At 67.8% G+C, this 23,557-nt stretch carries 28 protein-coding genes; 15 read left to right on the forward strand and 13 right to left on the reverse strand.

Annotated features, from left to right (window positions below; all coding sequences use genetic code 11):
* Positions 1-19: 19 nt before the first annotated feature.
* The 7 genes from soxB to BU124_RS00865 all read right to left on the reverse strand — a co-directional run bounded on the left by soxB (position 20) and on the right by BU124_RS00865 (position 5,543).
* Positions 20-1,717, reverse strand: a complete 1,698-nt coding sequence (gene soxB, locus BU124_RS00835) for a thiosulfohydrolase SoxB (protein ID WP_084860540.1) — start codon at positions 1,715-1,717, stop codon at positions 20-22.
* A gap of 136 nt (positions 1,718-1,853) precedes the next feature.
* The gene (soxA, locus tag BU124_RS00840; RefSeq protein ID WP_084860541.1) at positions 1,854-2,702 is read right to left on the reverse strand and encodes a sulfur oxidation c-type cytochrome SoxA; all 849 of its coding nucleotides are present in this window, start codon (positions 2,700-2,702) and stop codon (positions 1,854-1,856) included.
* Positions 2,703-2,732: 30 nt separating this feature from the next.
* Positions 2,733-3,062, reverse strand: coding sequence for a thiosulfate oxidation carrier complex protein SoxZ (gene soxZ, locus BU124_RS00845; protein WP_084860542.1), 330 nt, complete (start codon positions 3,060-3,062; stop codon positions 2,733-2,735).
* Positions 3,063-3,083: 21 nt separating this feature from the next.
* The gene (gene soxY / locus BU124_RS00850; protein ID WP_084860543.1) at positions 3,084-3,500 is read right to left on the reverse strand and encodes a thiosulfate oxidation carrier protein SoxY; all 417 of its coding nucleotides are present in this window, start codon (positions 3,498-3,500) and stop codon (positions 3,084-3,086) included.
* A gap of 38 nt (positions 3,501-3,538) precedes the next feature.
* Positions 3,539-3,994, reverse strand: a complete 456-nt coding sequence (gene soxX / locus BU124_RS00855) for a sulfur oxidation c-type cytochrome SoxX (protein ID WP_084860544.1) — start codon at positions 3,992-3,994, stop codon at positions 3,539-3,541.
* Between the two features lie 185 nt (positions 3,995-4,179).
* The gene (locus BU124_RS00860) at positions 4,180-4,773 is read right to left on the reverse strand and encodes a thioredoxin family protein (RefSeq protein WP_084860545.1); all 594 of its coding nucleotides are present in this window, start codon (positions 4,771-4,773) and stop codon (positions 4,180-4,182) included.
* A gap of 32 nt (positions 4,774-4,805) precedes the next feature.
* The gene (locus tag BU124_RS00865; protein ID WP_084860546.1) at positions 4,806-5,543 is read right to left on the reverse strand and encodes a cytochrome c biogenesis CcdA family protein; all 738 of its coding nucleotides are present in this window, start codon (positions 5,541-5,543) and stop codon (positions 4,806-4,808) included.
* Between the two features lie 65 nt (positions 5,544-5,608).
* On the opposite strand from BU124_RS00865, the gene BU124_RS00870 reads away from it, so the two are divergent.
* The 4 genes from BU124_RS00870 (at position 5,609) to BU124_RS00885 (ending at position 8,551) form a co-directional block, all read left to right on the forward strand.
* Positions 5,609-6,013 carry a thioredoxin domain-containing protein gene (locus BU124_RS00870; protein WP_084860547.1) on the forward strand — a complete coding sequence of 135 codons (405 nt, stop codon included), beginning with the start codon at positions 5,609-5,611 and terminating at the stop codon, positions 6,011-6,013.
* Positions 6,014-6,129: 116 nt separating this feature from the next.
* On the forward strand, positions 6,130-6,465 hold the full coding sequence (locus tag BU124_RS00875; protein ID WP_084860678.1) for an ArsR/SmtB family transcription factor: 336 nt from the start codon (positions 6,130-6,132) through the stop codon (positions 6,463-6,465).
* 28 nt (positions 6,466-6,493) lie between these two features.
* Entirely contained in the window at positions 6,494-7,549 is a 1,056-nt protein-coding gene (locus BU124_RS00880; protein WP_084860548.1) for a YeeE/YedE family protein, read from the forward strand.
* A 54-nt stretch (positions 7,550-7,603) separates the two neighbouring features.
* A complete protein-coding gene (locus BU124_RS00885) occupies positions 7,604-8,551 on the forward strand; it encodes a DMT family transporter (protein ID WP_084860549.1) in 948 nt (315 codons plus the stop codon).
* Here the strand turns inward: BU124_RS00885 and BU124_RS00890 are convergent.
* Positions 8,548-9,429, reverse strand: coding sequence for a hypothetical protein (locus BU124_RS00890; RefSeq protein WP_084860550.1), 882 nt, complete (start codon positions 9,427-9,429; stop codon positions 8,548-8,550). The genes BU124_RS00885 and BU124_RS00890 overlap by 4 nt on opposite strands.
* Before the next feature lie 111 nt (positions 9,430-9,540).
* On the opposite strand from BU124_RS00890, the gene BU124_RS00895 reads away from it, so the two are divergent.
* Positions 9,541-10,455: a DMT family transporter gene (locus BU124_RS00895; protein ID WP_084860551.1), complete on the forward strand. Its 915-nt coding sequence runs from the start codon at positions 9,541-9,543 to the stop codon at positions 10,453-10,455.
* Here the strand turns inward: BU124_RS00895 and BU124_RS00900 are convergent.
* Positions 10,394-11,092 carry a thiamine diphosphokinase gene (locus BU124_RS00900; protein ID WP_084860552.1) on the reverse strand — a complete coding sequence of 233 codons (699 nt, stop codon included), beginning with the start codon at positions 11,090-11,092 and terminating at the stop codon, positions 10,394-10,396. The two genes, BU124_RS00895 and BU124_RS00900, sit on opposite strands and share 62 nt — an antisense overlap.
* Before the next feature lie 138 nt (positions 11,093-11,230).
* Here BU124_RS00900 and BU124_RS00905 point away from each other — a divergent pair, with 138 nt between their 5' ends.
* Positions 11,231-13,318 carry a hypothetical protein gene (locus BU124_RS00905; protein ID WP_084860553.1) on the forward strand — a complete coding sequence of 696 codons (2,088 nt, stop codon included), beginning with the start codon at positions 11,231-11,233 and terminating at the stop codon, positions 13,316-13,318.
* Between the two features lie 144 nt (positions 13,319-13,462).
* Here the strand turns inward: BU124_RS00905 and BU124_RS00910 are convergent, their stop codons facing one another.
* The 3 genes from BU124_RS00910 to BU124_RS00920 all read right to left on the reverse strand — a co-directional run bounded on the left by BU124_RS00910 (position 13,463) and on the right by BU124_RS00920 (position 15,536).
* Complete coding sequence (locus BU124_RS00910) at positions 13,463-13,870, reverse strand: GNAT family N-acetyltransferase (protein ID WP_084860554.1); 408 nt, start codon at positions 13,868-13,870, stop codon at positions 13,463-13,465.
* 142 nt (positions 13,871-14,012) lie between these two features.
* Positions 14,013-14,234: a DUF2842 domain-containing protein gene (locus BU124_RS00915; protein ID WP_084860555.1), complete on the reverse strand. Its 222-nt coding sequence runs from the start codon at positions 14,232-14,234 to the stop codon at positions 14,013-14,015.
* Positions 14,235-14,243: 9 nt separating this feature from the next.
* A complete protein-coding gene (locus tag BU124_RS00920) occupies positions 14,244-15,536 on the reverse strand; it encodes an adenylosuccinate synthase (protein ID WP_084860556.1) in 1,293 nt (430 codons plus the stop codon).
* A gap of 136 nt (positions 15,537-15,672) precedes the next feature.
* On the opposite strand from BU124_RS00920, the gene BU124_RS00925 reads away from it, so the two are divergent.
* The 9 genes from BU124_RS00925 (at position 15,673) to BU124_RS00965 (ending at position 23,246) form a co-directional block, all read left to right on the forward strand.
* On the forward strand, positions 15,673-15,891 hold the full coding sequence (locus tag BU124_RS00925) for a hypothetical protein (RefSeq protein ID WP_084860557.1): 219 nt from the start codon (positions 15,673-15,675) through the stop codon (positions 15,889-15,891).
* 340 nt (positions 15,892-16,231) lie between these two features.
* Positions 16,232-16,624 carry a preprotein translocase subunit SecG gene (secG, locus tag BU124_RS00930; protein WP_084860558.1) on the forward strand — a complete coding sequence of 131 codons (393 nt, stop codon included), beginning with the start codon at positions 16,232-16,234 and terminating at the stop codon, positions 16,622-16,624.
* 171 nt (positions 16,625-16,795) lie between these two features.
* Complete coding sequence (locus BU124_RS00935; RefSeq protein WP_084860559.1) at positions 16,796-18,439, forward strand: CTP synthase; 1,644 nt, start codon at positions 16,796-16,798, stop codon at positions 18,437-18,439.
* 482 nt (positions 18,440-18,921) lie between these two features.
* Positions 18,922-19,356, forward strand: coding sequence for a tellurite resistance TerB family protein (locus tag BU124_RS00940; RefSeq protein WP_084860560.1), 435 nt, complete (start codon positions 18,922-18,924; stop codon positions 19,354-19,356).
* 55 nt (positions 19,357-19,411) lie between these two features.
* A complete protein-coding gene (locus BU124_RS00945) occupies positions 19,412-19,855 on the forward strand; it encodes a tellurite resistance TerB family protein (protein ID WP_084860561.1) in 444 nt (147 codons plus the stop codon).
* Positions 19,821-20,606, forward strand: coding sequence for a phosphate/phosphite/phosphonate ABC transporter substrate-binding protein (locus BU124_RS00950; protein WP_245831568.1), 786 nt, complete (start codon positions 19,821-19,823; stop codon positions 20,604-20,606). Before BU124_RS00945 ends, BU124_RS00950 begins: the two co-directional genes overlap by 35 nt.
* An 82-nt stretch (positions 20,607-20,688) precedes the next feature.
* Positions 20,689-21,471 carry an ABC transporter ATP-binding protein gene (locus tag BU124_RS00955; RefSeq protein WP_084860562.1) on the forward strand — a complete coding sequence of 261 codons (783 nt, stop codon included), beginning with the start codon at positions 20,689-20,691 and terminating at the stop codon, positions 21,469-21,471.
* Positions 21,472-21,547: 76 nt separating this feature from the next.
* Positions 21,548-22,264 carry a transporter substrate-binding domain-containing protein gene (locus tag BU124_RS00960; RefSeq protein WP_084860563.1) on the forward strand — a complete coding sequence of 239 codons (717 nt, stop codon included), beginning with the start codon at positions 21,548-21,550 and terminating at the stop codon, positions 22,262-22,264.
* A gap of 94 nt (positions 22,265-22,358) precedes the next feature.
* Positions 22,359-23,246 (forward strand): ABC transporter permease, encoded by an 888-nt coding sequence (locus BU124_RS00965; RefSeq protein ID WP_084860564.1) that lies wholly within the window; start codon positions 22,359-22,361, stop codon positions 23,244-23,246.
* Between the two features lie 49 nt (positions 23,247-23,295).
* Here the strand turns inward: BU124_RS00965 and BU124_RS00970 are convergent, their stop codons facing one another.
* On the reverse strand, positions 23,296-23,535 hold the full coding sequence (locus tag BU124_RS00970) for an N-(5'-phosphoribosyl)anthranilate isomerase (RefSeq protein WP_084860565.1): 240 nt from the start codon (positions 23,533-23,535) through the stop codon (positions 23,296-23,298).
* Positions 23,536-23,557: the final 22 nt, after the last annotated feature.

Genomic DNA, 23,557 nt, shown 5'->3' on the forward strand with positions numbered 1-23,557 from the left:
TCTCGATGCGTCAATCGGCTCAGGCGCCCACGACCTTGACGCTGGTATTCGGCGTCACGGTCACGGTGCCCTGCTTGCAGATGTGGTCCTCGACCACGTCCCAGATCTGCGGACCCTCGGTGCCCTCGTTCACGGAGGCCCAGCCGGCCACCACGTAGCTCTTTTCTGGGTCGATCGGCGCGCCCGTGGACAGCAGCGTCATGTCCGAAATCCGGCTGCCCTGCGGCTTGGTCACGTCGATACGATAGCCCATGCCGCCGATGCGGACCATGTCGCCGCCCTGCTGGTAGTAGGGGTCGGGGTTGAACAGGTTGTCGCCCACGTCCTCCAGCACGGTGTGAAGAAACTCGCCCGTCATCTCGGTGCGATAGGCGCGGCCATAGGTCATCGAGGTGACGTTCCAGATATCCTCGCGGGTGATGTCCTGGCCCGGCAGGATCGACGGCCCCCAGCGCACGCCGGGCGACATGGCGATGTCGGCCTCGCGTTCGCTCATCAGCGCGTCGCAGATCAGATCATCCCAGCTGCCGTTGAAATTGCCGCGGCGGTAGAGCAGCCCGTCGGTCTGGCCGATGACCTCGTCCAGCTGATCCTTGAAGGGCGCGCGCTGGTCGTCGATCAGGCCGGCGACCGTCGGGTCGGGCGCGATCACGTCGGAAAAGATCGGGATCAGCTTGTGCCGGAAGCCCATCATGCGGCCGTTGCGGATATCGAGGTCGACGCGGCTGACGAACTTGCCGTTCGAGCCCGAGGCGACGACGATCGTGTCGCCGACCGTCACCGGTTCGGGCAGCGCGTCGTGGGTGTGGCCCGACAGGATCACGTCGATGCCGGAGACGACCGAGGCCATCTTCTTGTCCACGTCGAAGCCGTTGTGCGACAGGCAGACCACGCATTCGGCGCCCTGGGCGCGCACCTCGTCGACCATCTTCTGCATGTGCTCGTCGCGGATGCCGAAGGAATAGTCGGGGAACATCCAGCCGGGGTTGGCGATGGGCATGTAGGGGAAGGCCTGGCCGATCACCGCCACCTTGGCGCCACCGCGCTCGAAGAACCGGTAGGGTTTGAACTCGGCCGCCGGTTCGTCCCACATGGCGTCGAAGATGTTCTGGCCCAGCGCGTCGAAGGGCAGGTCGGCCACGATCTCGCGGACCCGGTCCTGGCCCAGCGTGAATTCCCAGTGGAAGGTCATCGCGTCGGGCTTGAGGGCGTTCATCACGTTGACGACATCCTGCCCCTCGGTCTGGTAGCAGGTGTAGGAGCCGTGCCAGGTGTCGCCGCCGTCCAGCAGGATGGCGTCGGGCCGGTCGCCGCGGATCGCGTTCACCACAGTGGCCACGCGGTCCATGCCGCCCATCTTGCCGTAGGTCCGCGCCAGCGCCGAGAAATCGTTGTAGGTCAGCGCGTAATGCGAGGGGCTGCCGTCCTCGATCCCGTAGAGCTTGCGGAAATCCGCGCCGGTGACATGCGGCACCACGCCCCGGTTGTCGCCCACGCCGATGTTGACCTCCGGCTCGCGGAAATAGATCGGCTTGAGCTGGGCGTGAATGTCGGTGATGTGGATCAGCGAGACGTTCCCGAAGGTGTCGAACTGCAACAGCTGGTCCTGCGTGAGGGCCTGCTGTGCGGCCAGCCTGCTCCAGTTGCCGAAGCCCGAGGCCCCGACAAGGGCCGAAGCGGCCATCGAGGCCTGGAGAAAATCGCGACGGGAGATCATGAGCGGATCCTTCTGGTCTTGGTCTGCCGGGTCGGGGTCGCCGGGTCCCGGTCCCCTTTTGCGGATCATATGCGCAAAAGTGAATATCTGAGATCAAAGAAAACCCGCACCGGCGGAACCGGCGCGGGCCTTCGGATCAGTTGCGGACGGAGGGCGTTTCGACGTCGAGGCCGGCCCCGCGCGAGGCCACGTAAAGCTCCAGCGCCTTGAACTCGTCCGAGCCGCGGTTGTACGGCTCTGCGCGGATGTTCTTCATGCAGCCCTTGAACCGGCGGTGGATCGACCCGAGCCCGCCCCACTTGAGGCGGTAGACCGGAAAGCCGTTGATCTGGCCCTGCGACAGATGATCGGCCCGGATCATGTTGTCGTAGTTGTCCTCGTGGCAGTTGGCACAGGCCATGTCGAGCTGGCCGACGCGCTGATAGTAGAGTTCTTCACCGCGCTCCCACCACTCGCGGGCCGGGCCGTCGATTTCCACATCGACGGGCATGCCGCGCGACTGCTTGCCGATGGCCGCGGTCATGGCCAGCATCTCGGAGGATTCCCAGGCCCATTCGTCGGCCTCCATCCGCTCGGTCCGGCAATTGTTGATGTTTTCCTCGAGCGTCCAGAGATCGGTGCCCTCGGGGTTCATCTTGGGCATCGAGGCGCGCACGCCTTCCATCGACTCGGCCATGTCGCCATGGCAATCGGCGCAGGACTCGCCGGTCTCGCCGTCGCCGGTCTGCCAGAGCGACATGCCCTGGTCGACGAAGATCATGCCGGGGTTGTCGAAATCGTCCATCTGCAGGACCTGCGTCTCGGGCGACCGGAAGGTCCAGCCCGACCGAACCACCGGCACGATCCCCTTCATGTGATCGGCCGGCTGGACCTCGGTGTTGATCTCGACCTGGCCGTTGATCAACAGATCCTCGGCACTGGCGGCCAGCGGGGCGGCCACGAGGGCCAGTCCGCAGGCCGCGGTCTTGAGTGTCGACAGTCTCATTATTGTTGTCCTCCCTGTGGTCCGCCAGCCTCAGCTGACGGCGATGTCCTTCGATTCCTCGTAGATCGACCCGTCGTCGTCGTACCAGGTGAAGGCGAAGGTGCCGCTTTCGGGTACGGTCGCCTGAAACTCGATGAAGGGGTTGGTGGAAATCGCCGGTTCGAGGATCATCTCGACGACGCTCTCGCCGTTGAACTCGCAGGTGAAGCGGTTGATGATCGACTGTGGGATGGTGTTGCCGTCACTGTCCTTGCGCTGTCCGGACTCCATGGGGTGCGAGATCAGCGTCTTGATGGTGATGGTGTCGCCGGCGGCGGCATCACGGGGGACGCGGACGCGGGGGGTAACGTTGTCTGCCATGTCTTCAATCCTCTCGTTGGGTTAGCCGCCGCAGCCGCCGATGGTGACCTTGACTTCCTGGCTCGCCTGCACGAACGAGCCGTCGTTCATCCGGGCGATGGCGATCACGTCCTGCGTGCCGGCCAGGCGCATGCGGGTTGAGGCGGCCTGCGCCCCGGCCAGCGGGCCGAAGTTGAAGGTGGCGACATCCGGGGTCGGGTTGTCCGCGGCCAGGATGGTGATCGCGGCGGCGCCGGGGGCGCTGACCTCGATCGGAACTGTGTTGCCGTTCTCGGCGATCTCGGGCGCGGTCAGGGTGATGCCCCCTTCCGTCGGCTCTGCCCCGTCGGTGAAGGCGGCAATGGCATCCTCGATGGCGGCGCGGGCCTGCATCGGAAGCGTGGTCGCCGCCGCGGCCCCCAGCGCCATCAGGATGGTCTCTCTACGCGAAAAGCTCATGATTTCTCCTCTCGGGTTCGCGGTTCCCTGACCTCGGCTCAGTCGGTCAGGGTCATAAGGTAGGCGACAACGTCCTCGACCTGCTGGGCCGTCAGGATCGTCTCGCCCTCGAACTTGTCCTGGTTGCGGGTGAAGTCGTCGGCGACATAGAAGGCCGGCATGATCGTTCCCTGGAACGTCTTCTTGGAATTGATGATCATGCCGCGCAGCTCCGCCTCGGTCCGGTAACTGCCGATGCCGTCGAGGGGCGGCCCCACCTCGCCGTGGAACGGCTGGTCGGCCATGTCCGAATTGGCGTGACAGGCGAGGCAGTTGCCCAGCTTGCGCGCCAGAAAGACCTGGGCGCCATTCTCGGGGTCGCCGGGCGTGCCGGTCAGAGACTGCTCGACCGCGCCGTAGTCGCCGTATGTGACGTCGGCCGGGGCCAGCATGTCGGCCAGCGCCACGCTGCCGCCCATGGCCACACAAACGGCCAATGCAAGTGTTCGCTTCATTGTTCCTCCCTGGTGTCCTTCTGAGGTCTTTCGACTTTCTTATTGTGTATACCGTAGCGCACAGAACGGGCGACTCGCAACATCAAATTCATAAGCGTGAATTCATGCGCGCCAACGCAATCCCCGCCACGCGGGAGTTAGGGGGCTGCCGGGCTGCCACGTCGTGAGGCCGGTCAGGCGCGGCGCTACTCGCCCCCCTCGGCATAGAGCCCCTCGCCCGCGTTGAATATGCGCGCGTGATACTTCTGAAAGTTTTCCTCTTGGTAAACCCCGTCGCGCACGTAGGTCAGCATGTTGTGGAACATGCCGGGGCTGAGCGCGCCGGGCACATAGGCGGCGGCCACGCGGTTGGCGGGCGCCTCTTGCGTCACCTCTTCGGGGAAAAAGTAGATGGTCGGCGTGTACATGGCGCCCCACTTCTGCACCATCTCCTTCTCGGGCAGGGATTCACCATCGAAATCCGTAACCTCCAGATCGCCGAACATGTTGATCTGCACGACATAGAACTCCTCGTGCAGCAGCGCGTCGATCTCGGGGATCGGGTAGACCTCCTCGTGCATCTGGGTGCAGTAGATGCAGCCGCGCTGCTCGATCATCACCGCGAGGCGCTTGCCCTGCGCGGTGGCATCGGCGTGATCCTCGCGCAGGTCAAGGAACGTCTGCTGCATCCAGTCGGCCTTGTGCAGGCCGTCGTCGCCCAGCTCCGCCGCCTGCACCGGGGCCATGAGGGTCAGCGCCGCAAGGGCCGCGATCACGGGTTTGAACACTGTCTTGAACATCGGGTCTCCTCCCTTTTTCGATGTCGGCCGGTCTAGCCGAGGTTGCTGAACGCCGGGAACGTCTCGATCATCCAGTTGCCGATGGCGTTGATCGTGTTGGTCGCGATCAGGATCGCGAAGACGATCAGCAGAACGCCCATGGCCTTTTCCACGTGGGCCATGCGCGCCCGGTGCCGCTGCATGACCCCCAGAAACGGCTTGGCGAAGAACGAGGCGATGACGAAGGGCAGCGTCATGCCCAGCCCGAAAACCGCCAGCAGTAGGGTGCCCTGCAAAAGGTCGCCCATGCCGCTGGCCATCATCAGGATCGTGGCCAGCACCGGCCCGACACAGGCGGTCCAGCCGAATCCGAAGGCCAGCCCCATCACGTAGGCCCCCAGCACCGTGGAGGGGTCCGAGGTGCTTTCCATGCGCGCCTCGCGCATCAGGAACGGCAGGCGCAGCACCCCGAGAAAATGCAGCCCGAAGACGAAGATCACCGCGGCGGCGACGTAGCTGAGCGGCTCCTTGATGGCGGCGAAGGCCTGGCCCAGCGCGGTGGCCCCCAGCCCCAGCAGCATGAATATGGTGGTCACGCCCAGCGCGAACATCAGCGCGGAAATGGTCAATCGCTTCTGCGCGCCCGGCGCGATTCGCCCGTCGCCGCGCAGTTCAGCCATGGAGATCCCGGCCATGTAGGAAAAGTAGAAAGGCACCATGGGCAGGATGCAGGGCGTCAGAAACGCCAGCAGCCCGGCCAGAAAAGCGCCCATGAAAGACACGTCGAACATGCCGGCTCCTTGAAGAATTCACATATTCAAATTATGCTAAGTGAAAACGATAGGTCAATTGCGTCATGCTCCGCTTCCTCGCCGCACTCTGCCTCGCCCTGGCCCCGGCCCTGTCCGGCGCCCCACAGGCGCGCGCGCAGGACACGCAGGCCGGCGCCGAGGTTCAGATGGTCATGGTCGAACAGGCCGGTTGTGCCTATTGCCAGCGCTGGGACGCCGAGATCGGCCCGATCTATCCCAAGACGGACCTCGGCGCCGCGGCCCCGCTGCGCCGGATCGACCTGCACGACCCCGTGCCGGCCGACCTTGAGCTGGCCCGCCGCCTGACCTTCACCCCCACCTTCGTTCTGGTCGTCGACGGGGTCGAACTGAACCGGATCGAAGGCTATCCCGGCGAGGACTTCTTCTGGGCCCTGGCCGAGCGGATGGCGGCCGACGCCGGCCTGATCGAGCCGGCGGCTGAGGGATGAAGGACGCCCCGCCCCCTGTTGCGCATAACGCGCAAGTGACCGCGGACGCGCCCGGGGCACCTTTCGCGCCCGGGCCCGAAACCGGTAAGGTCTGCGAAACCCGCGGAAGGTGGATCATGGGGCTTCCCGTCATAGACAACGACATCCCGCCCGAGGAACTCGACCGGATGGCCGAGCGCGCCACCGAGGCGTCGAATTTCCTCAAGGCGATCAGCCACGAGGGCCGGCTGATGATCCTGTGCCACCTGGCCACGGGCGAGAAATCAGTGACCGACCTGGAGAGCCTGCTGTCGGCGCGGCAGGCCGCGGTCTCGCAGCAATTGTCGCGCCTGCGGCTTGAGGGGCTTGTCACCCCCCGGCGCGAGGGCAAGACGATCTACTACCGCTTGACCGACGACCGGTCTCGGCAAATACTGGACCTCGTCTACGACATGTTCTGCCGCGACGGCTGAGCCTGTCGCAGGCAACCGGGAGGAGAAAATGCTGGAGACGATCGGCTACGCCAACGCGGCGGCCCTGGTCGGGCTTTGCGGGGGCGTTTTGCTGGGCCTCGCGGCCCGTTTCGGCCGGTTCTGCACGCTCGGCGCGATCGAGGACTGGCTTTACGGACATGACGATACCCGGATGCGGATGTGGGCCGTCGCCATCGGCGTGGCGGTGATCGGCAGCTTCGCGCTGGTCGGGCTGGGCGCCTTCGACGCGGGCCAGAGCGCCTATCTCGCGCAGGCCTGGAACCCGCTGGCCTCGATCGTGGGCGGGCTGATCTTCGGCTACGGCATGGCCATCGCCGGAAACTGCGGCTACGGCGCGCTGGCGCGGCTGGGCGGTGGCGACCTGCGCTCTTTCGTGATCGTGCTGGTGATGGGGCTGTCGGCGCTCATCACGCTGTCGGGGCCGCTGGCTTGGCTGCGGGTGGCCGTCTTTCCCGAACCGGCGGCCACCGGCACGCCGCCGGGCATCGCCCACGGGCTGGGCGCGCTCACCGGGGTGTCGCCGGTGATCTTCGGCCTCGGTCTCGGGGGGCTGATCCTGGCCTTTGCCCTGCGCTCGCCCCTGTTGCGCGCCGCCCCGGCGGCCATCGCCTGGGGCACCGTCGTGGGGCTGTCAGTGGTGCTGGCCTGGGCCGGCACCCAGTGGCTGGCTATCGAGAGCTTTGCCGAGACGCCGGTGCAATCGCACACCTTCACCGCGCCGGTGGGAGCGACCATGCTCTACGCCATGACCGCCTCGGGCAACGAGCTGACCTTCGGGATCGGCTCGGTGGTGGGCGTGCTGATAGGCGCCTTCATCGGGTCGCTCATCAAGGGTCATTTCCGCTGGGAGGCCTGCGAGGACCCGCGCGAGCTGCGCCGCCAAATCCTCGGCGCGGCCCTGATGGGTGTCGGTGCTGTGGTGGCGCTGGGCTGTTCCATCGGCCAGGGCCTGTCCGCCTTTTCCGTGCTGGCCTGGAGCGCGCCTGTCACCTTCGCGGCGATCCTCGCCGGGGCGGCCCTGGGCCTGCGCCAGCTCATCACCGGCTTCCAACCGGCCGAGTAGGCCGCCCCACCGCCGGTCTGGACCCCACCCTGCCGGCCCTTTAGGTGCATCGGCATGAGCACCCTCGACACCCCCGCGCCCGACCGCATCCTGCCCGGCATCCTGTTGATGATCGGGTTCTGCATGTCCGCGCCCATGCTGGACGTCGCTGCCAAGCTGGCCGCCCGGACCCTGCCGGTGGGCCAGATCACCGCCGCGCGCTTCGTGATACAGGCCGCGCTGATGCTGCCGGTCTGCCTCTGGCTGGGTCTGCGCCTGCGGCCCGGCCCGGGCACCACCGCCCTGCTGCTGTGGCGAGCGCTGTTTCTCGTGCTCTCGACCTATTTCTTCATCGCCGCGATCCGGGTCATGCCGATCGCCGACGCGCTGGCCATCGTCTTCGTCGAGCCCTTCATCATCCTCTTTGTCGCGCGCTTCCTCTTCGGCGACGAGATCGGCCCGCGCCGCATCGGCGCCGCCGTGGTGGGCTTTGCCGGGGCGCTTCTGGTCATCCAGCCCAGTTTCGTGGCCTTCGGCCATGTCGCATTGCTGCCGCTGGGGACCGCCGTCAGCTTTGCCGCCTACATGTTGATCACGCGCGGGCTCTCGCGGCGCATGCACCCGGTAACGATGCAGTTTCACACCGCGGCGATCGCGGCGCTGGCAACGGTGCCGGTGGTCTGGCTGGCCGACGGGCGCGGCTGGCCCACGCTCGACCCGGTGATGCCGGAGGGGACGGCCTGGCTCTGGCTGCTGGGCGTCGGGGGTTTTGCCACGCTCAGCCACATGATGATGACCCAGGCCCTGACCTTTGCGCCTTCGGCCACGCTCGCCCCGCTGCACTACCTGGAAATCGTGATGGCAACCGCGCTGGGCTATCTGGTTTTCGGCAATTTCCCCGATCCGCTGACACTGGCCGGCATCGCGGTGATCATGGGGGCGGGCCTTTTCGTGATCCACCGCGAACGCCAAATCTCGCGCGCCGACCAGGCCACCAAGGCCCCGCCGGGCAGCCCGGTCTAGAGCAGCTCGACCCCGTCCATGCGGCCGATCCGGGCGCAGTCCTCGGCATAGAGGTCCGAGAGCGCGGCGCGCGTCTCCGGCTCCCACGGGTCGTAGGGGCCGCTCCCTTCGGTGCCCTGCCGGATGCGGCGCACCTGCGCGCCGGGCAGACGCGCGCCCCCGGCAGCGGCACTGGCTGCGGCGATGCCCGCCATGGCGCCGGCGCTGAGCGCCCCCATTGCGCCGGGCCCTGCCAGGTCGATCTCGAAGGGGCCGCCGGCCATGGCCTCGACCACGGCCTGGCCGGTGGCGTGCAACTCCTCGTAGCGCCAGACGGTCAGCCGCGCGGCTGGAAGGGTGGCACGGATATCGGCCACCACGTCGGGCCAGCGCCGGGGCATCCGTGCCAGCGCCGCCCGTTCCTCGGCCCCGAACGGCACCCAGACGCCCTGTTGCGCCACGGTGCTGTGGCACGAGGCGAAAAAGCCCGCGTAATCGCGGATCGACAGGAAGACATGCGTGCCGGCCATGTCCCAGTCCGCCGGAAGCGCCCCCAGACGGGCCGTCAGCCCGGGATAGAGCGCGGCATGGCGCAACATCAGGCGCGGCGTGCCGAGGATGTTTTCCTCGCTCAGCAGGAGCCGGCTGCGCCGCGCGCCCAGGGCGGCGGGCACAAGGGTGTCCAACACGCGCGCCGTGCGGCCCTGAACCTGCGCGACGCGATCCGGTGCCATCTCGGGCTTGGGAAAGACCAGGTCCGGCTCATCGCGCAGGTCACCGGGGCCGAGGTATCCGGTGCCAAGGCGCAGCAGTTCGCGCCGGCGCGAATCGAAGGCACGCTGCAGCGTCGTCGTCGCCGTCTTGTGCGCGCCCAGGTGCAGGGCCAGCGTCGATAACATGGGGCGCGTCCGATCCTATCAGTCCACAGCGATCTAGCCAGAGCGGCGCGCCCTTGTCCACGGGGCCGTGCCGCCCCTTGCGCCCGCCCGCACGGGCTGTAGCGTGCCGGGATGGACGATGATCGGCCCTATCTCGGCATCCTGTTGATGCTCGCCTTCTGCGTGCTCGCCCCGCTGGGCGATGCCATCGCCAAACTGCTGGGCGCGACGCTGTCGATCGGCGCGCTGGTGGCGGTGCGCTTCGGCGCCCAGGCGGTGACGCTGCTGCCGCTGGCCCTGGCGTTTCGGCTGCCGATGCCCCGCGGCAACGGGGTTCTCTGGCTGATCGCGCTGCGCACGGCGCTGCACGTTCTCGGGATCGGCCTGATGTTCACGGCGCTGCGCCACTTGCCGCTGGCCGACGCGCTGGCCATCGTCTTCGTCATGCCCTTCCTGATGCTGCTGGCCGGTTGGCTGCTGCTGGACGAGGCCGTCGGCCCGCACCGCCTGGGCGCCTGCGCGGCCGGGTTTGCCGGAACGCTCATGGTGATCCAGCCAAATTTCGTCGAATCGGGCTGGCCCGCGCTGCTGCCGCTGGGCGTCGCGCTTGCCTTCGTCGGCTTCATGCTGGTCACGCGCAGGATCGCCAAGGCGGTGGACCCGATCGCCCTGCAGGGCGTCTCGGGGCTGATGGCCATTGCCGTTCTGGCGCCGCTTGCGCTCGCGCTGCCCGGGCTGCCGCTCCTGTCCTTTGCCGGGCTCGGCACCAGCAATCCCGGCCTGCTGGCGTTGATGGCCCTGATCGGGACCGTGGCGCACCTGTTCATGACATGGTCGCTGCGGTTTGCGCCCTCGGCCACGGTGGCACCGATGCAATACATGGAAATTCCCTTTGCCACGCTGATCGGCTGGCTGATCTTTCGCGACCTGCCGGGCGGACTGGCCGCACTGGGGATCTGCGTGACCGTGGCGGCGGGACTTTACATCATAGGGCGCGAGCGGGCCATCGCCCGCCGCCCGCGCCCCCCGACGCCAGAAGCGACCTGACCGTCACGTCCAGACGGGCGCGCGGCAGGATCACCAGCATGCCCGGCCCCTCGGGGACAAGGTACACCGGCCCCGTGGCACGGTTGGATGTGCCCACGCGCGCGTCCGCCGCGAGGTCCAGGCCGGTCGTCGGCCATTTCAGCCCGTGGCTTTCCACCCGCCCCGGTGCCAGAGGATAGACCGACACCGTGGTGCCCGGGTCAAGCGCCAGCCGCAGGCGCGGCGGGCAGAGAAACACGAGGCTGTCGTTGCCGATTACAAGGCACGGCCGGTCGGGGTGGCGCGCCAGCACGGTCAGGGCGGCAAGCTCGTGGTCCATCCGCCCGCCCGAGACCCCGACAGCCAGAACCAGCGGCGCGTCGATCGCCCGCAACGCCTTGTCGAAATCGGTGGTCTCCTGTTCCGTTACCGGGTGCAGGACATCGCGCAGGACCTCCCGGCCCGAGGCCGACAGGCTGTCCATGTCCCCGATCACCGCCTCGGGCGGCTGCCCGGCCAGCAGCGCCGCGTCACCGCCGCCGTCGGCGGCTACCAGTCGCGGCCCCCAGCCCAGGGCCGCGTGCAGGTCGGCCTCGGCATGATGCGACCCGCCCAAAAGCGTGATCGGTGCCCGGCTTGAAACAATGGCCCGACTCACGCTCCACTATCCATAACTGTGCTGCCTCGCCACAAAAGGGTCACTAAATAATACTCCTCTTAACGTTCTTTCGTTCCGGATCACGAACCAATTGATGGTAAACCCGTCGATGTTGGGTAGACAGAAAGTGAGCATTCCATGGTTGGAACAAGCAAGATCCTGACGGTCTCTTACGGCACCTTCTCGTGCACCTTGGAGGGGTTCGACGACTCCTTCAACACGATGAAGGCCATTGCCGAGTATTTTCGGGACCTCGCCTCGGACGATCGCTATTTCGGGGCGGAACCGCCAACCCCGGATGCCGAGATGCTGGCCCGCATCGCCGAAAAGGAAATCTCGCGCCGGGTCGAGGCGCGCGCCGAGGATGACGGTATCGTCCTGCGCCCCGCCCTGTCCCGGCCCGACGCCGAGGCCCCGGCCTCCCCGGAGAGGCCCGGTCTGGACGCGGCCGCCGCGCCGGGTGAGACCTCGTCCACCGCCATTGCCGCCGCGGTCTCGGCCGCGGCCGCCGCGCCGTCGCGCCGGGCGCCGGCCGATGGTCCCGCCAGTGCCGACCAACCGCCCGCCGCGCCGCAGGAACCGGAAACGCCCCCTGAGGCCGACGCGTCCGGTGACCAGGATGAACAGGCTGACGATACTCAGGCCGCGGTGCATGACGACGATTCGGCCGAGGCCACCGACACCGGTCAGCCCGACACGCCGCCCACGGCCACCGGGCAACCGGCCGAAACCGATCCGCCGGAGGACGCCGACACACCCCCCTCGGCGGCTGCCCGGCAGACAGAGGAGTTGCCCGTCAAATCCCTCGCCGAGGCCCCGGCCCATCCCGATGCCAACAGCGTCGCGGCCAAACTGCAGCGCATCCGCGCTGTCGTCGGGCGCGACACCGCCGAGGTCTCTGGATCGGACTACACCGAGGACCAGGGCGGCACGGACGCGGCGCAGATGGGGCACCTGCCTGATATCACCGATCCGGCCGCGACGCCGGCGACGGACACCGAAAAGGCCGTGACCGCCACGCCAGAGGCCGAGGCCGCCGACCCTCCTGTCGAACGCGCCTATCACCGTCTCGAAGAGGGTATCGACGGCTTGGTCGAGGCGCCTGCCGACGCCACCCCCGCCACGCCGCAAGAGGACAGCCCGGCCGCGTCGGACACCGACCCCGATCCGGCAGGCCACGACGCGGGAGACGACGCACCAGCGGCGCCCGATCTGGCCATGCTCGACGGGGCGGATGAACTGGACCAGTATCTTGGCGCACAGGGCGATGCCGATCTCTCGCCCGAGGAAGAGGCGGACCTGCTCGAAGCCGTAAGCGGCGACACCGACACCGCGGCCGAGGCCGCCACCGGTGCCGGGGCCGTCGGCGGCGACGACAACACCGCTGCCGAGGCTGAGACTGGTGCCGACGCTAACACCGGCCCCGAGGTTGACGCGGACGCCGCGATTGACGCCGGAGCCGGGGAAGATCCGGCCACCGGGGAGGAGACCGCGACGGCCCAGCCTCGCGGTTTTGCTGCCACCCCTGAAGAGGACGAAGACGCCCTCGCCCGGCTGCTGGACGAGACCGATGCCCAGATGAAGGAACCCGAGGGCAATCGCCGCCGCGCCGCTATCGCCCAGCTCAAGGCCGCCGTTGCCGCGACCCAGGCCGAGGGCCCGACAGGGCAGGCCGGCAACCGGAGCGACACCGGCGAGGTCGAGAATGCCTTCCGCGAGGACCTCGATGAGGTGGTGCGCCCGCGCCGCGCGCCACGGCCCGACCAGGCTCGCAGAGGGGCGCAGAGCGAACGCCCCCGCCCGGCCCCGCTCAAGCTGGTCGCCTCTCAGCGCGTCGACCTGAACAACGAGGGGGCCGAGGCCGAAACCACCCCCGACCAGCCGGTGCAGCCCGTGCGTCCGCGCCGGGTGCAGGCCCGGACCCGGGCCGAGGGCACCGGCACCGAGGGGTTCGCCGACTTCGCTGACCGCATGGGCGCGCGCGACCTGCCCGATCTGCTGGAAGCGGCCGCCGCCTATACCGCCTTCGTCGAGGGCGCCGAGGAATTCTCGCGCCCGCAGATCATCCGCCGCGTACGCCAGGTGGCGCCGCCGGGATTCAACCGCGAGGACGGCCTGCGCAGCTTTGCCGACCTGCTGCGCGAAGGCCGGCTGAACAAGGTGCGCAACGGCCGTTTCCAGATCGCCGAGGACACCCGCTTCCATCCGCAACGGCAAGCGAGCTAGGCACCGGGATCAAACCTGGGCGAAACGGGGCGGGATTTCCCGCCCCGGCGCGCGTTTTCGGGGGCGCCCGCGCAAGGATCCTGTCAAGCGGGAAAGACCGCCGCTCTGGCGTGACCCGTGGCCGATCGCCCCAGGGCGGGGTGTCTACGGCACGAGCCTCTTGCCGAGCCTCAGCAGATCGCCCGCGTCTTGCCGGACATACCCCCTGGCAAGATAGAACCGTTCGGCCGTGTGGGTGCTTTCGAGCTGCATCGCCTCGGCGCCCCGGGCAACGGCCCGCGCTTCGAGGGCGGCCAGCATCGCCGTGCTGATCCCCTGAAAGCGTGCCTCGGGCGAGACGTAGTTCAACAGGATCTCACCGCGCGACCGCACCATGCCGACCCCGCAGACAAGTCCCTCCCGGTCCGCGACCAGCACGTCAGCCTCGGGGTGTGCCACCCACAGGGCCCAGGACTCGGCCGTCTTGTTGGCCAGCCAGGCCTCGATCTCGGCAGGGTCAACGCGATGATCCTTGACGCACAGCTCCCGGATCGAGCGGCGAAGAACATCCACGGCCCGCGCCGCGTCACTTGGTTAGGCCGCGCGTATCCGCATCGTCATCGACCGCCGGAGTCCGAAACAGGCCCCGAGACGCGGGGCCGTCGGTCGACGGGGGCACCGCGCGCTTGGTCTCGCGGGCCCGCCACTCGCCGCGTCACTCGCCTTGGCCCACGCCTTTGAACACCCATTTCAGCGGAAAGGCCCAGAGGACGCCCAGCGCCACGTAGATCGCCAGTTCCGCGCCCAGCGGCGGGCGCGACAGCGGATCGGGCCAGATCCAGTTCACTACCGTGACGCTGACCACGATGTAGACCGGCAGGCCCACCACGAGGATCAGCAGCGACAGGCGCTTGCGGGCTTTGAGCGACAGGGCCAAAGGTCCTCCTCAGTCGGCGAAGGGGTCGGTCACCAGGATGGTGTCATCCCGTTCCGGCGACGTGGATAATAGCGCCACCGGGCACTCGATCAACTCTTCCACCCGACGGACGTACTTGATGGCGTTGGCGGGCAGGTCGGCCCAGCTGCGCGCGCCCTCGGTGCTGTCTTGCCAGCCGGGCAGTTCCTCGTAGATCGGCACGCAGCGCGCCTGCTTGTCAGCGGCGGTGGGCAGGTAGTCCAGCCGCTCGCCGTCGAGATCGTAGCCCACGCAGATTTTCAGAGTCTCGAAGCCGTCCAGCACGTCGAGCTTGGTCAGCGAGATGCCGGTCACGCCCGAGGTGGCGCAGGTCTGGCGCACGAGGGCCGCGTCGAACCAGCCACAGCGGCGCTGGCGCCCGGTGGTGGTGCCGAATTCGTGGCCCCGCTCGCCCAGGCGCTGGCCGTCGGCGTCGTCCAGTTCCGTGGGAAACGGCCCCTCGCCCACGCGTGTGGTATAGGCCTTCACGATGCCGAGGACGTATTCGATGCTGCCCGGGCCGACGCCGGTGCCCGTGGCCGCCTGCCCCGAGATGACGTTCGACGAGGTCACGTAAGGATAGGTGCCGAAGTCGATGTCCAGCAGCGCCCCCTGCGCCCCCTCGAACAGGATGCGGCGGCCCGCCTTGCGCTTGTCGTTCAGCACCTTCCAGACCGGGCCGGCAAAGGGCAGGATCCGCGGCGCGATCTCTTCGAGATGCGCGATCAGCGCATCACGGTCGATCGCCGCCAGCCCCAGCCCGTGGCGCAGCGCGTTGTGGTGCACCAGCGCGCGGTCGACGCGGGTCTGCAGCGTCGCGCTGTCGGCAAGATCGGCGACGCGGATGACCCGGCGGCCGACCTTGTCTTCGTAGGCCGGGCCGATACCGCGCCCCGTCGTGCCGATCCGGGCGACGGTGTTCTGGCCCTCGCGGGCCCGGTCCAGCTCGCCGTGAAAGGGCAGGATCAGCGGCGTGTTCTCGGCGATCATCAGCGTTTCGGGCGTGATCTCGACCCCCTGGGCGCGGAGCGTCTCGATCTCCTCGACCAGGTGCCAGGGGTCCAGCACCACGCCGTTGCCGATGACCGACAGCTTGCCGCCGCGCACCACCCCCGAGGGCAGCGCGTGCAGCTTGTAGACCGCGCCGTCGATGACCAGCGTGTGGCCCGCGTTGTGCCCGCCCTGGAAGCGGCAGATCACCTCGGCGCGTTCGCTCAGCCAGTCGACGATCTTGCCCTTGCCCTCGTCGCCCCACTGGGCGCCGACCACGACCACGTTTGCCATACAAACCTCCGGATTTGAAACCGCCGTTGCAATACACGCGGGGGCGCGGCCGCGAAACCGCAAACTTCGCCCCGCTTCGCCACTTTGCCGAACATCGCCACACTGCTGCCAGGTTGTACACGCAGACCGCAGCGGCATGACCGACCGAACACCCAAGATCCTGACCCTGCTCGCGATCCTGTTCGTCCTGCTGACGGTAGGCTCAGGGCTTCTTTTCTACTTCGAAGGCGATGACGAATTCGGTGGATTGACCGGGCTGCTCGGTTTCCTGTTCATCGTTATCCCCTCGGGTATGGCATCGATCGGCCTAGCGGCGGCCGCGCTGGGAAGCTGGGTGGGCAACCGTCGCCGCTAGACATGATGGATGGTTGGGACCGACCCATCGCTGCGGGCGGCTGTCTGCGAGGCGGGCCGGAAGGATGCGCCCACCACCTCCGCGACACTCGCTCAAACAGTCCAGACAGGCACCAAAGCCGCCCCGGCCATCATTAGAAACCCCACCAGCCTTCACAACGCGACGGTATTGCGGTGCGCGGATGGGTCGGGCGGACGGGGTCTGGGTCATGGCATCCTTACGTACTCGCACAACCGCCCATTTACAGCAGCGTGGCGACACGGGTAAAGGGCGAATGGGGTTGCGGGCGGACGCTTTGGCTTCTAGATACGCCGATGTCGCGCAACCGAAAGTCCGCCCCATGCAGAACGTCGTTCTTGTCATCCACCTGCTGCTCGCGCTTACCCTTATCGGCGTCGTGCTGATGCAGCGCTCCGAGGGCGGTGGCCTGGGCATGGGCGGCGGTGGCGGCGGTGGCGGCGGCGGCCTGGTGTCGTCGCGTGGCGCGGCCACGGCGCTTGGAAAGCTGACCTGGTTCCTGGCGGTTGCCTTCATCAGCACCTCGATCGCGCTGACGATCCTCGCCGCGCGCGAGGCCGCCGAAAGCTCGGTCGTGGACGGGGCCGTTCCGGCCGAGGCGGCCGAGGAGGACACGACGGCGCCGACGCTGGACGGCGACGCGCTGTTGCCGCCTTCGAGCGACGGGTCCGACGGTGCCACGGGTGATGCGCCGCTGGTACCAGACGCGAACTGACAGCCCGGCACCTGCCACAACTTTTTGCGGGCGGGGCCGCCCCCGCACCATGATATTGCGTTACCGGTTGCGTTTGCGGGGCGAATCCGGATACTCTCAAATCCCGTGATATCGGGCCTTATGTGGGCCCACGTCCAGACCGATACGAGATTTCACGGGGGCATCCGGCACATGGCGCGCTATATCTTCATCACGGGCGGCGTGGTCTCTTCGCTTGGCAAGGGGCTGGCCTCGGCCGCGCTGGGGGCCCTGCTGCAGGCGCGCGGCTTCTCGGTGCGGCTGCGCAAGCTGGACCCTTACCTCAACGTTGATCCCGGCACCATGTCGCCCTTCGAGCACGGCGAGGTCTTTGTCACCGACGACGGCGCCGAGACCGACCTGGACCTGGGCCACTACGAACGCTTCACCGGGGTCGCCGCGCGCGGGACGGACTCGGTCTCGTCCGGGCGCATCTATTCCAACGTGCTGGAGAAGGAGCGCCGCGGCGACTACCTGGGCAAGACGATCCAGGTTGTTCCGCATGTCACCAATGAAATCAAGGATTTCATCGCCATCGGCGACGACGAGGTCGATTTCATGCTCTGCGAGATCGGCGGCACCGTCGGCGATATCGAGGGCCTGCCCTTCTTCGAGGCGATCCGCCAGTTCAGCCACGACAAGCCGCGCGGTCAGTGCATCTTCATGCACCTGACCCTGCTGCCCTATATGGCCGCCAGCGGCGAGCTCAAGACCAAGCCGACCCAGCACTCGGTCAAGGAACTGCAGAGCATCGGCATCGCGCCGGACATCCTGGTTTGCCGGTCGGAACAGCCCATCCCCGACAAGGAACGCGAGAAGATCGCGCTGTTCTGCAACGTGCGCAAGGGCGCCGTGGTCGCCGCCTACGACCTGAATTCGATCTACGAGGCGCCGTTGGCCTATCACCGCGAGGGGCTGGACCAGGCGGTGCTGGACGCCTTTGCCATCCACCCGGCACCACGGCCCGACCTGCGCGTGTGGGACGACGTGGCCGACCGCATCCACAACGTGGACGGCACGGTAAACGTGGCCATCGTCGGAAAGTACACGCAGCTGGAAGACGCCTACAAGTCCATCAAGGAGGCCCTGTCGCACGGTGGCATGGCCAACCGGGTCAAGGTCAATGTCTCCTGGGTGGATGCCGAGATATTCGATCAGGACGACGCCGCCGCGCACCTGGAGGGGTTTCACGCGATCCTCGTGCCCGGCGGCTTCGGCGAGCGCGGCACGGAAGGCAAGATCAAGGCCGCGCAATTCGCCCGGACCCGCGACATTCCCTATCTGGGCATCTGCCTGGGCATGCAGATGGCGGTGATCGAGGCGGCGCGCAACGTGGCCGGTGTCAGCACCGCCGGCTCGGAAGAGTTCGACCACGAGGCCGGCAAGAAGCGGTTCGAGCCGGTGGTCTATCACCTCAAGGAATGGGTGCGGGGCAACGCCAAGGTCAAGCGAAAACACACCGACGACAAGGGCGGGACCATGCGTCTTGGCGCCTACGACGCGGTGCTGGCCGAGGGCTCGCGCGTGGCGGGCATCTATGGCACGCCGGCAATCGACGAGCGGCACCGTCATCGCTACGAAGTCGACGTGAAATACCGCGAGACGCTGGAACAGGCCGGGTTGGGCTTCGCGGGCATGTCGCCCGACGGGCGCCTGCCCGAGATCGTGGAATGGCGCGACCACCCCTGGTTCGTGGGGGTGCAGTTCCACCCCGAGTTGAAATCCAAGCCCTTCGCGCCGCATCCCCTCTTCGCGGATTTCGTCCGCGCCGCGGTGGAAAACTCCCGGCTGGTCTGAACGGTTTCGGATCGCCTGCGCGATCCGACCGGGTGGGGGGCCAGCCCCCCACACCCCCCGGGATATTTTCGGCCAGAAGAAGCCGGACCTTGTTCCTGTCCATCTGGCCGCCGCGCCGGGCGCGGCGATCGGTGGCGTGACCTTGGCGTCCGGAACGAGTATCGCGGAGTGGTTCGTCGGTCAGCGGCCTGCGACCAGCCATCCGCGCGGCCCGGCACGGGATTTCGCGGTCAAGCCAACCGTGCCGATCCGCCGGACAGGTGCCCGGCCTGCCGCTCGGCTGCGAGTGCGCCGTTACGTCCGGGTGGACGCAGGCGTGGCGCGCCCGTTGCCAGGCTACTGATCGCGCCGCACGCCCCCGGCGAGATCGCGCTGGACGACATCCTTGTCACCGCTGTCGAGGGCATTGGCGGTTTTTCCTTGCACCCGAACGGGGGCCGCGCAGACTACGCTCTAGCGACTCGGAAGGAACAGGCACCGCGATGCTGGAAAAGCTGTTGGCCCGGCTGCACCTGGCCGATCCGCCCGAAACGCCGATGCCGCCCGCCGATGCGCAGCACGCCCTTGGCGCCCTGCTGGTCCGGGTGGCGAAGGCCGACAAGACCTACCTGTTTTCCGAGATCCACGAGATCGACCACCTGCTGGCCGACCTCAACGGGCTGAACCCGGTCGAGGCGGCCCAGCTGCGCGCCCAGTGCGAAAAGCTCGAGGCGGCCATGCCCGACAGCGGTGCGTTGGCCCAGATCCTGCAGCCCGGGATCAGCGAGGCCGACAAGGAGGCCTTCGTGCGCGCGCTCTGGGCCGTGGCCGGCGCCGACGGGGTGCGCCACGAAAGCGAGCGCCTGGTCGTGGCCCTCGCGCACGAAGCCCTCGGCATGGCGACGGACCGCGCCGAGGCCCTGCGCGGCCCCGACTGAGCGGCGTGGCGCCGGGGGGATTGGCCTTGCGGCCTGCGCGGCGTATATCTGGAGCATGATAGCCGACCTTTTGCGCGCCCTGACCGCCCCGACCCCGCAGGCCATCCCGGCCGATGACTCGCACCTGGCCCTGGCCGCGCTGCTGGTGCGCATCGCGCGCTCGGACGGCACCTATGATGCCAGCGAGGTGGCGCGCATCGACGCGGTGCTTGGCAAGCGGTTCGACCTGACCGCGCAGGCCGCGACCGAAATGCGCCGCGAGGCCGAGCAGGTCGAGGCCGAGGCCCCCGACACCGTGCGCTTCACCCGTGCCATCAAGGACAGCGTGCCCTACGAGGACCGCGAGGGCGTGATCGAGGCGCTGTGGGAGGTCGTGCTGGCGGACGGCGTGCGCGACCACGAGGAAAACGCGCTGCTGCGGCTGGTCGCCCCGATGCTGGGGGTGACCGACCAGGACAGCGCCCATGCCCGCCGGCGCGTCGAGGCCCGGCAGGGCTAGCCACGGCGTGATCGCCGCCCTGCCCATGTATGACCGGCCCGAGACGCGGGCGGCGACCGATCGGTTCTGGGCGGGGGTCCGCGCCGGCCTCGCCGCGCGCGGCATCGACGCGCCCGAGGCACTGACCCGCGACCGTGATCCGTGGGACGTCTGGCAGGCCCCGGACCTTGTGCTGGCCCAGGCCTGCGGGCTGCCCTACCGCGCGCGGCTGCATGGTACCGTGACCCTGATCGGGTCCGGCGACTACGGGCTGCCGGGCTGCGCGGCGGGCGACTACAACAGCGTCATTCTCGCCCGATCACCGACGCCGCCGCCAGCCCCGGTGCTGGCCGTGAACGAGGTGCTCAGCCAGTCCGGCTGGGCGGCGCTGGCGGACTTCTGCCGCGATACAGGGCTGTCGCCGCGCGGCGTCGTGCTGACCGGCGCGCATCGCGCCTCGGTCTGTGCCGTGCTCGACCACCGGGCCGACATCGCCGCCTGCGACGCCCAGACCTGGTGGTTGATGCAACAGCACGACGCCTGGGCGCGCGACGCCACCGAGATCGCGCGCACGCCACCGGCCCCGGGGCTGCCCTTCATCACCCGCGCCGGGCAGGATCCTGCACCCTACCGCGCGGCCCTTGCCGCGGCCTGCGCCGCGCTGGCCCCGGCGGACCGCGCCGCGCTCAACCTGCGCGGGATTGTCGCCCGCGTGCCCGGCGATTACACCGCCCTGCCCATTCCGCGGGCACCGGACGGCGCGGCGGTCTGACCCGCCGCCGCGGCGACGGAAACCGTTGCAATCCGCGCGGAATCACGCCCTAGTGCCTCATCAGTCAGCACCAAGAGGCCCCGTGACCGACCCGGCACCCGCCCCCGTTCTGAAGATACGCAACCTGCACAAGGCCTACGGGGCGCTCGAGGTCATCAAGGGCGTCGACCTGTCGGCGCCGCCCGGCCATGTCCTCAGCCTGATCGGCTCGTCGGGGTCGGGCAAGTCCACGATCCTGCGCTGCGCGAACCTGCTCGAGGACAGCCAGAAGGGCGAGATCCTTTTCTGCGGCGAACCGGTGGCCTGGAAGGGCAGTGGCCCGAGCCGCCAGCCCGCCGACCGCGCGCAGATGATCCGCATCCGCACCAACTTGTCGATGGTGTTCCAGCAGTTCAACCTGTGGGCGCATATGACCATCCTTCAGAACGTGATGGAGGCGCCGCTGACAGTGCTGAAACGCGACCGCACCGAGGTCGAGGCCGCCGCGCGCGCCTATCTCGACAAGGTCGGCATCGGCGACAAGTGCGATGCCTATCCCGCCCAGCTTTCGGGTGGCCAGCAGCAGCGCGCGGCCATCGCCCGCGCCCTGTGCATGGAACCCCGGGCGCTGCTGTTCGACGAACCCACCAGCGCGCTCGACCCGGAACTTGAACAGGAGGTCGTGCGCGTGATCAAGTCACTGGCCGAAGAGGGGCGCACCATGCTGGTCGTCACCCATGACATGAAGATGGCCGCCGACATCTCTGACCACGTCATCTTCCTCCATCAGGGTTTGATCGAGGAAGAGGGCCCGCCGGACCAGCTGTTCGGCAGCCCGCGGTCGGACCGGCTGCGCGGCTTTCTTTCGGCAACCGCCCATACGTAACGGTTGCCAAACGCGACGCGGCAGGGAATCCTCTGCCACCACTGTCCTTCGGGGCTGAAACCAACGGGAGAAACCAATGAAGACACTTGCCATAACCACCGCGGCCCTGGCCATGCTCGCCGGGGCGGCCTCGGCGCAGGACGTCGTCCGCATGGGCACCGAAGGCGCCTACCCGCCGTGGAACTTTCTCAACGACGCCGGCGAGGTCGACGGCTTCGAGCGCGAACTGGGCGACGAGCTCTGCGCGCGCGCCGAACTGACCTGCGAATGGGTCACCAACGACTGGGACAGCATCATTCCCAACCTCGTGTCGGGCAACTACGACACCATCATCGCGGGCATGTCGATCACCGAGGAACGCGACGAGGTCATCGACTTCACCCAAGGGTACACGCCGCCCGATCCGTCGTCCTACTTGGCACGATCGGCGGATCTGGACGTGACCGAGGCGGTAATCACCGCCCAGACCGGCACCATCCAGGCGGCCTTTGTCGCCGAACAGGGCTGGACCCTGGTGGAATTCGCCACGCCCGAGGAAACCATCTCGGCGGTGCGCAATGGCGAGGCCGACGCGGTGCTAGCCGACAAGTCCTTCCTTGACGGCGCGCTGGAAAGCAACCCCGACCTGGTCATGCTCGACCGCATGGAGCAGATCGGGGGCGGCGTCGGCATGGGCCTGCGCGAGAGCGACACCGAACTGCTCGAGACCTTCGACGCGGCGATCCAGTCCATGAAGGACGACGGCTCGCTCAACGCGCTGATCGAGAAATGGGAAGTGGCCTCGACCTTCTGAGACCGGCCCGCGCTCGCGCTGGATCATTCCGGCGCGGGCACCCCCTTTATCTTGGACAATAAAATCACTGCCAGGCGCTGACCAGAGGCACGCCATTTTCAGTTTCTGCACCGACCCCGCGACCCTGGACGGCCTGCAATGGCTGTCGTGCTACCTGACCACAGGCAAGCACATGAATTTCTACGCTTCCTTCGGCACCGTGCTGCTGCTGCTGGCCATCACCGCGCCCACGGCGCTGGCCTTCGGTTTTTGCGGGGCCATGGCCGCGCGCAGCCGGGTCCTGCCCCTGTCCTGGCTGGGCAAGGCCTATATCGCCATCGTCCGCGGCGTGCCCGACATCGCCTTTTTCCTGTTCTTCGTTATCGCGCTGGACCAGGCGTTCGAGTACATCCGCCACCAGCTCAAGTGCCCCGACTGGCCCGACACGGTGCGCCAGGGCAACGACTTCGTGGTCTGTGCCCAGGCCAAGCTGCCGCTGGGCAATGCCGCCCAATGGGTGCACGAGACCTATGGCTTCTTTCTGGCGGTGCTGACCTTCGCGCTGGTCTTCGGGGCCTTCGCGGCCAACGTCCTTTTCGGCGCGATGCGCGCAGTCCCGCGCGGCCAGCTCGAAACGGCCGAAGCCTACGGCATGTCACGGCGCCAGGCCTTCTGGCGCATCCTTGTGCCACAGATGTGGGTCTATGCCCTGCCCGGACTGGGCAACCTGTGGATGGTGCTGACCAAGGCCACGCCGCTGCTGTTCCTGCTGGGCGTCGAGGACATCGTCTACTGGGCACGCGAGCTGGGCGGGATCAAGGGCGAACGCTTTACGGACTACCCGCACGGCGATTGGCGCATGTGGTATTTCCTCGTGCTGTTGGTCTTCTATCTGGCCCTGACCCGTGTCTCCGAGGTCGGACTTGACCGGCTGATGAAGAAACTGACCCACGGACAGGCGACCTCGGGCGGGGACGCCCAGCGAAAGGTCGTCGCAGGATGAAACGAAATTCCAGAATTTCGTTCGCGCGATCAAAATTCTGGAATTTTGATCATACCACGACGTCGATCGGCCCGGGGTCGCAGACGATCTCGAAATGCGCCCGGGTGCGGATCAGCCGGAAGTTTCGGCGCCGAACCTCGGCGACCGGCGCGGCAACCCCGACCTCGTTCTCCACGTCCCGGACCTGACGTCGGATCACGCCGCCGGTCTCGGCGGCGCGGCACTGGAACACCTGGTCCAGCCAATCCTGTTTGCGCGGCCAGGCGCGGAAATCTCTGTCATGTTGCATGTCCGCAGCTTGCCGCCAACAG

The organism is Salibaculum halophilum (assembly GCF_002094885.1).
In the GTDB taxonomy this organism is placed as follows: domain Bacteria; phylum Pseudomonadota; class Alphaproteobacteria; order Rhodobacterales; family Rhodobacteraceae; genus Salibaculum; species Salibaculum halophilum.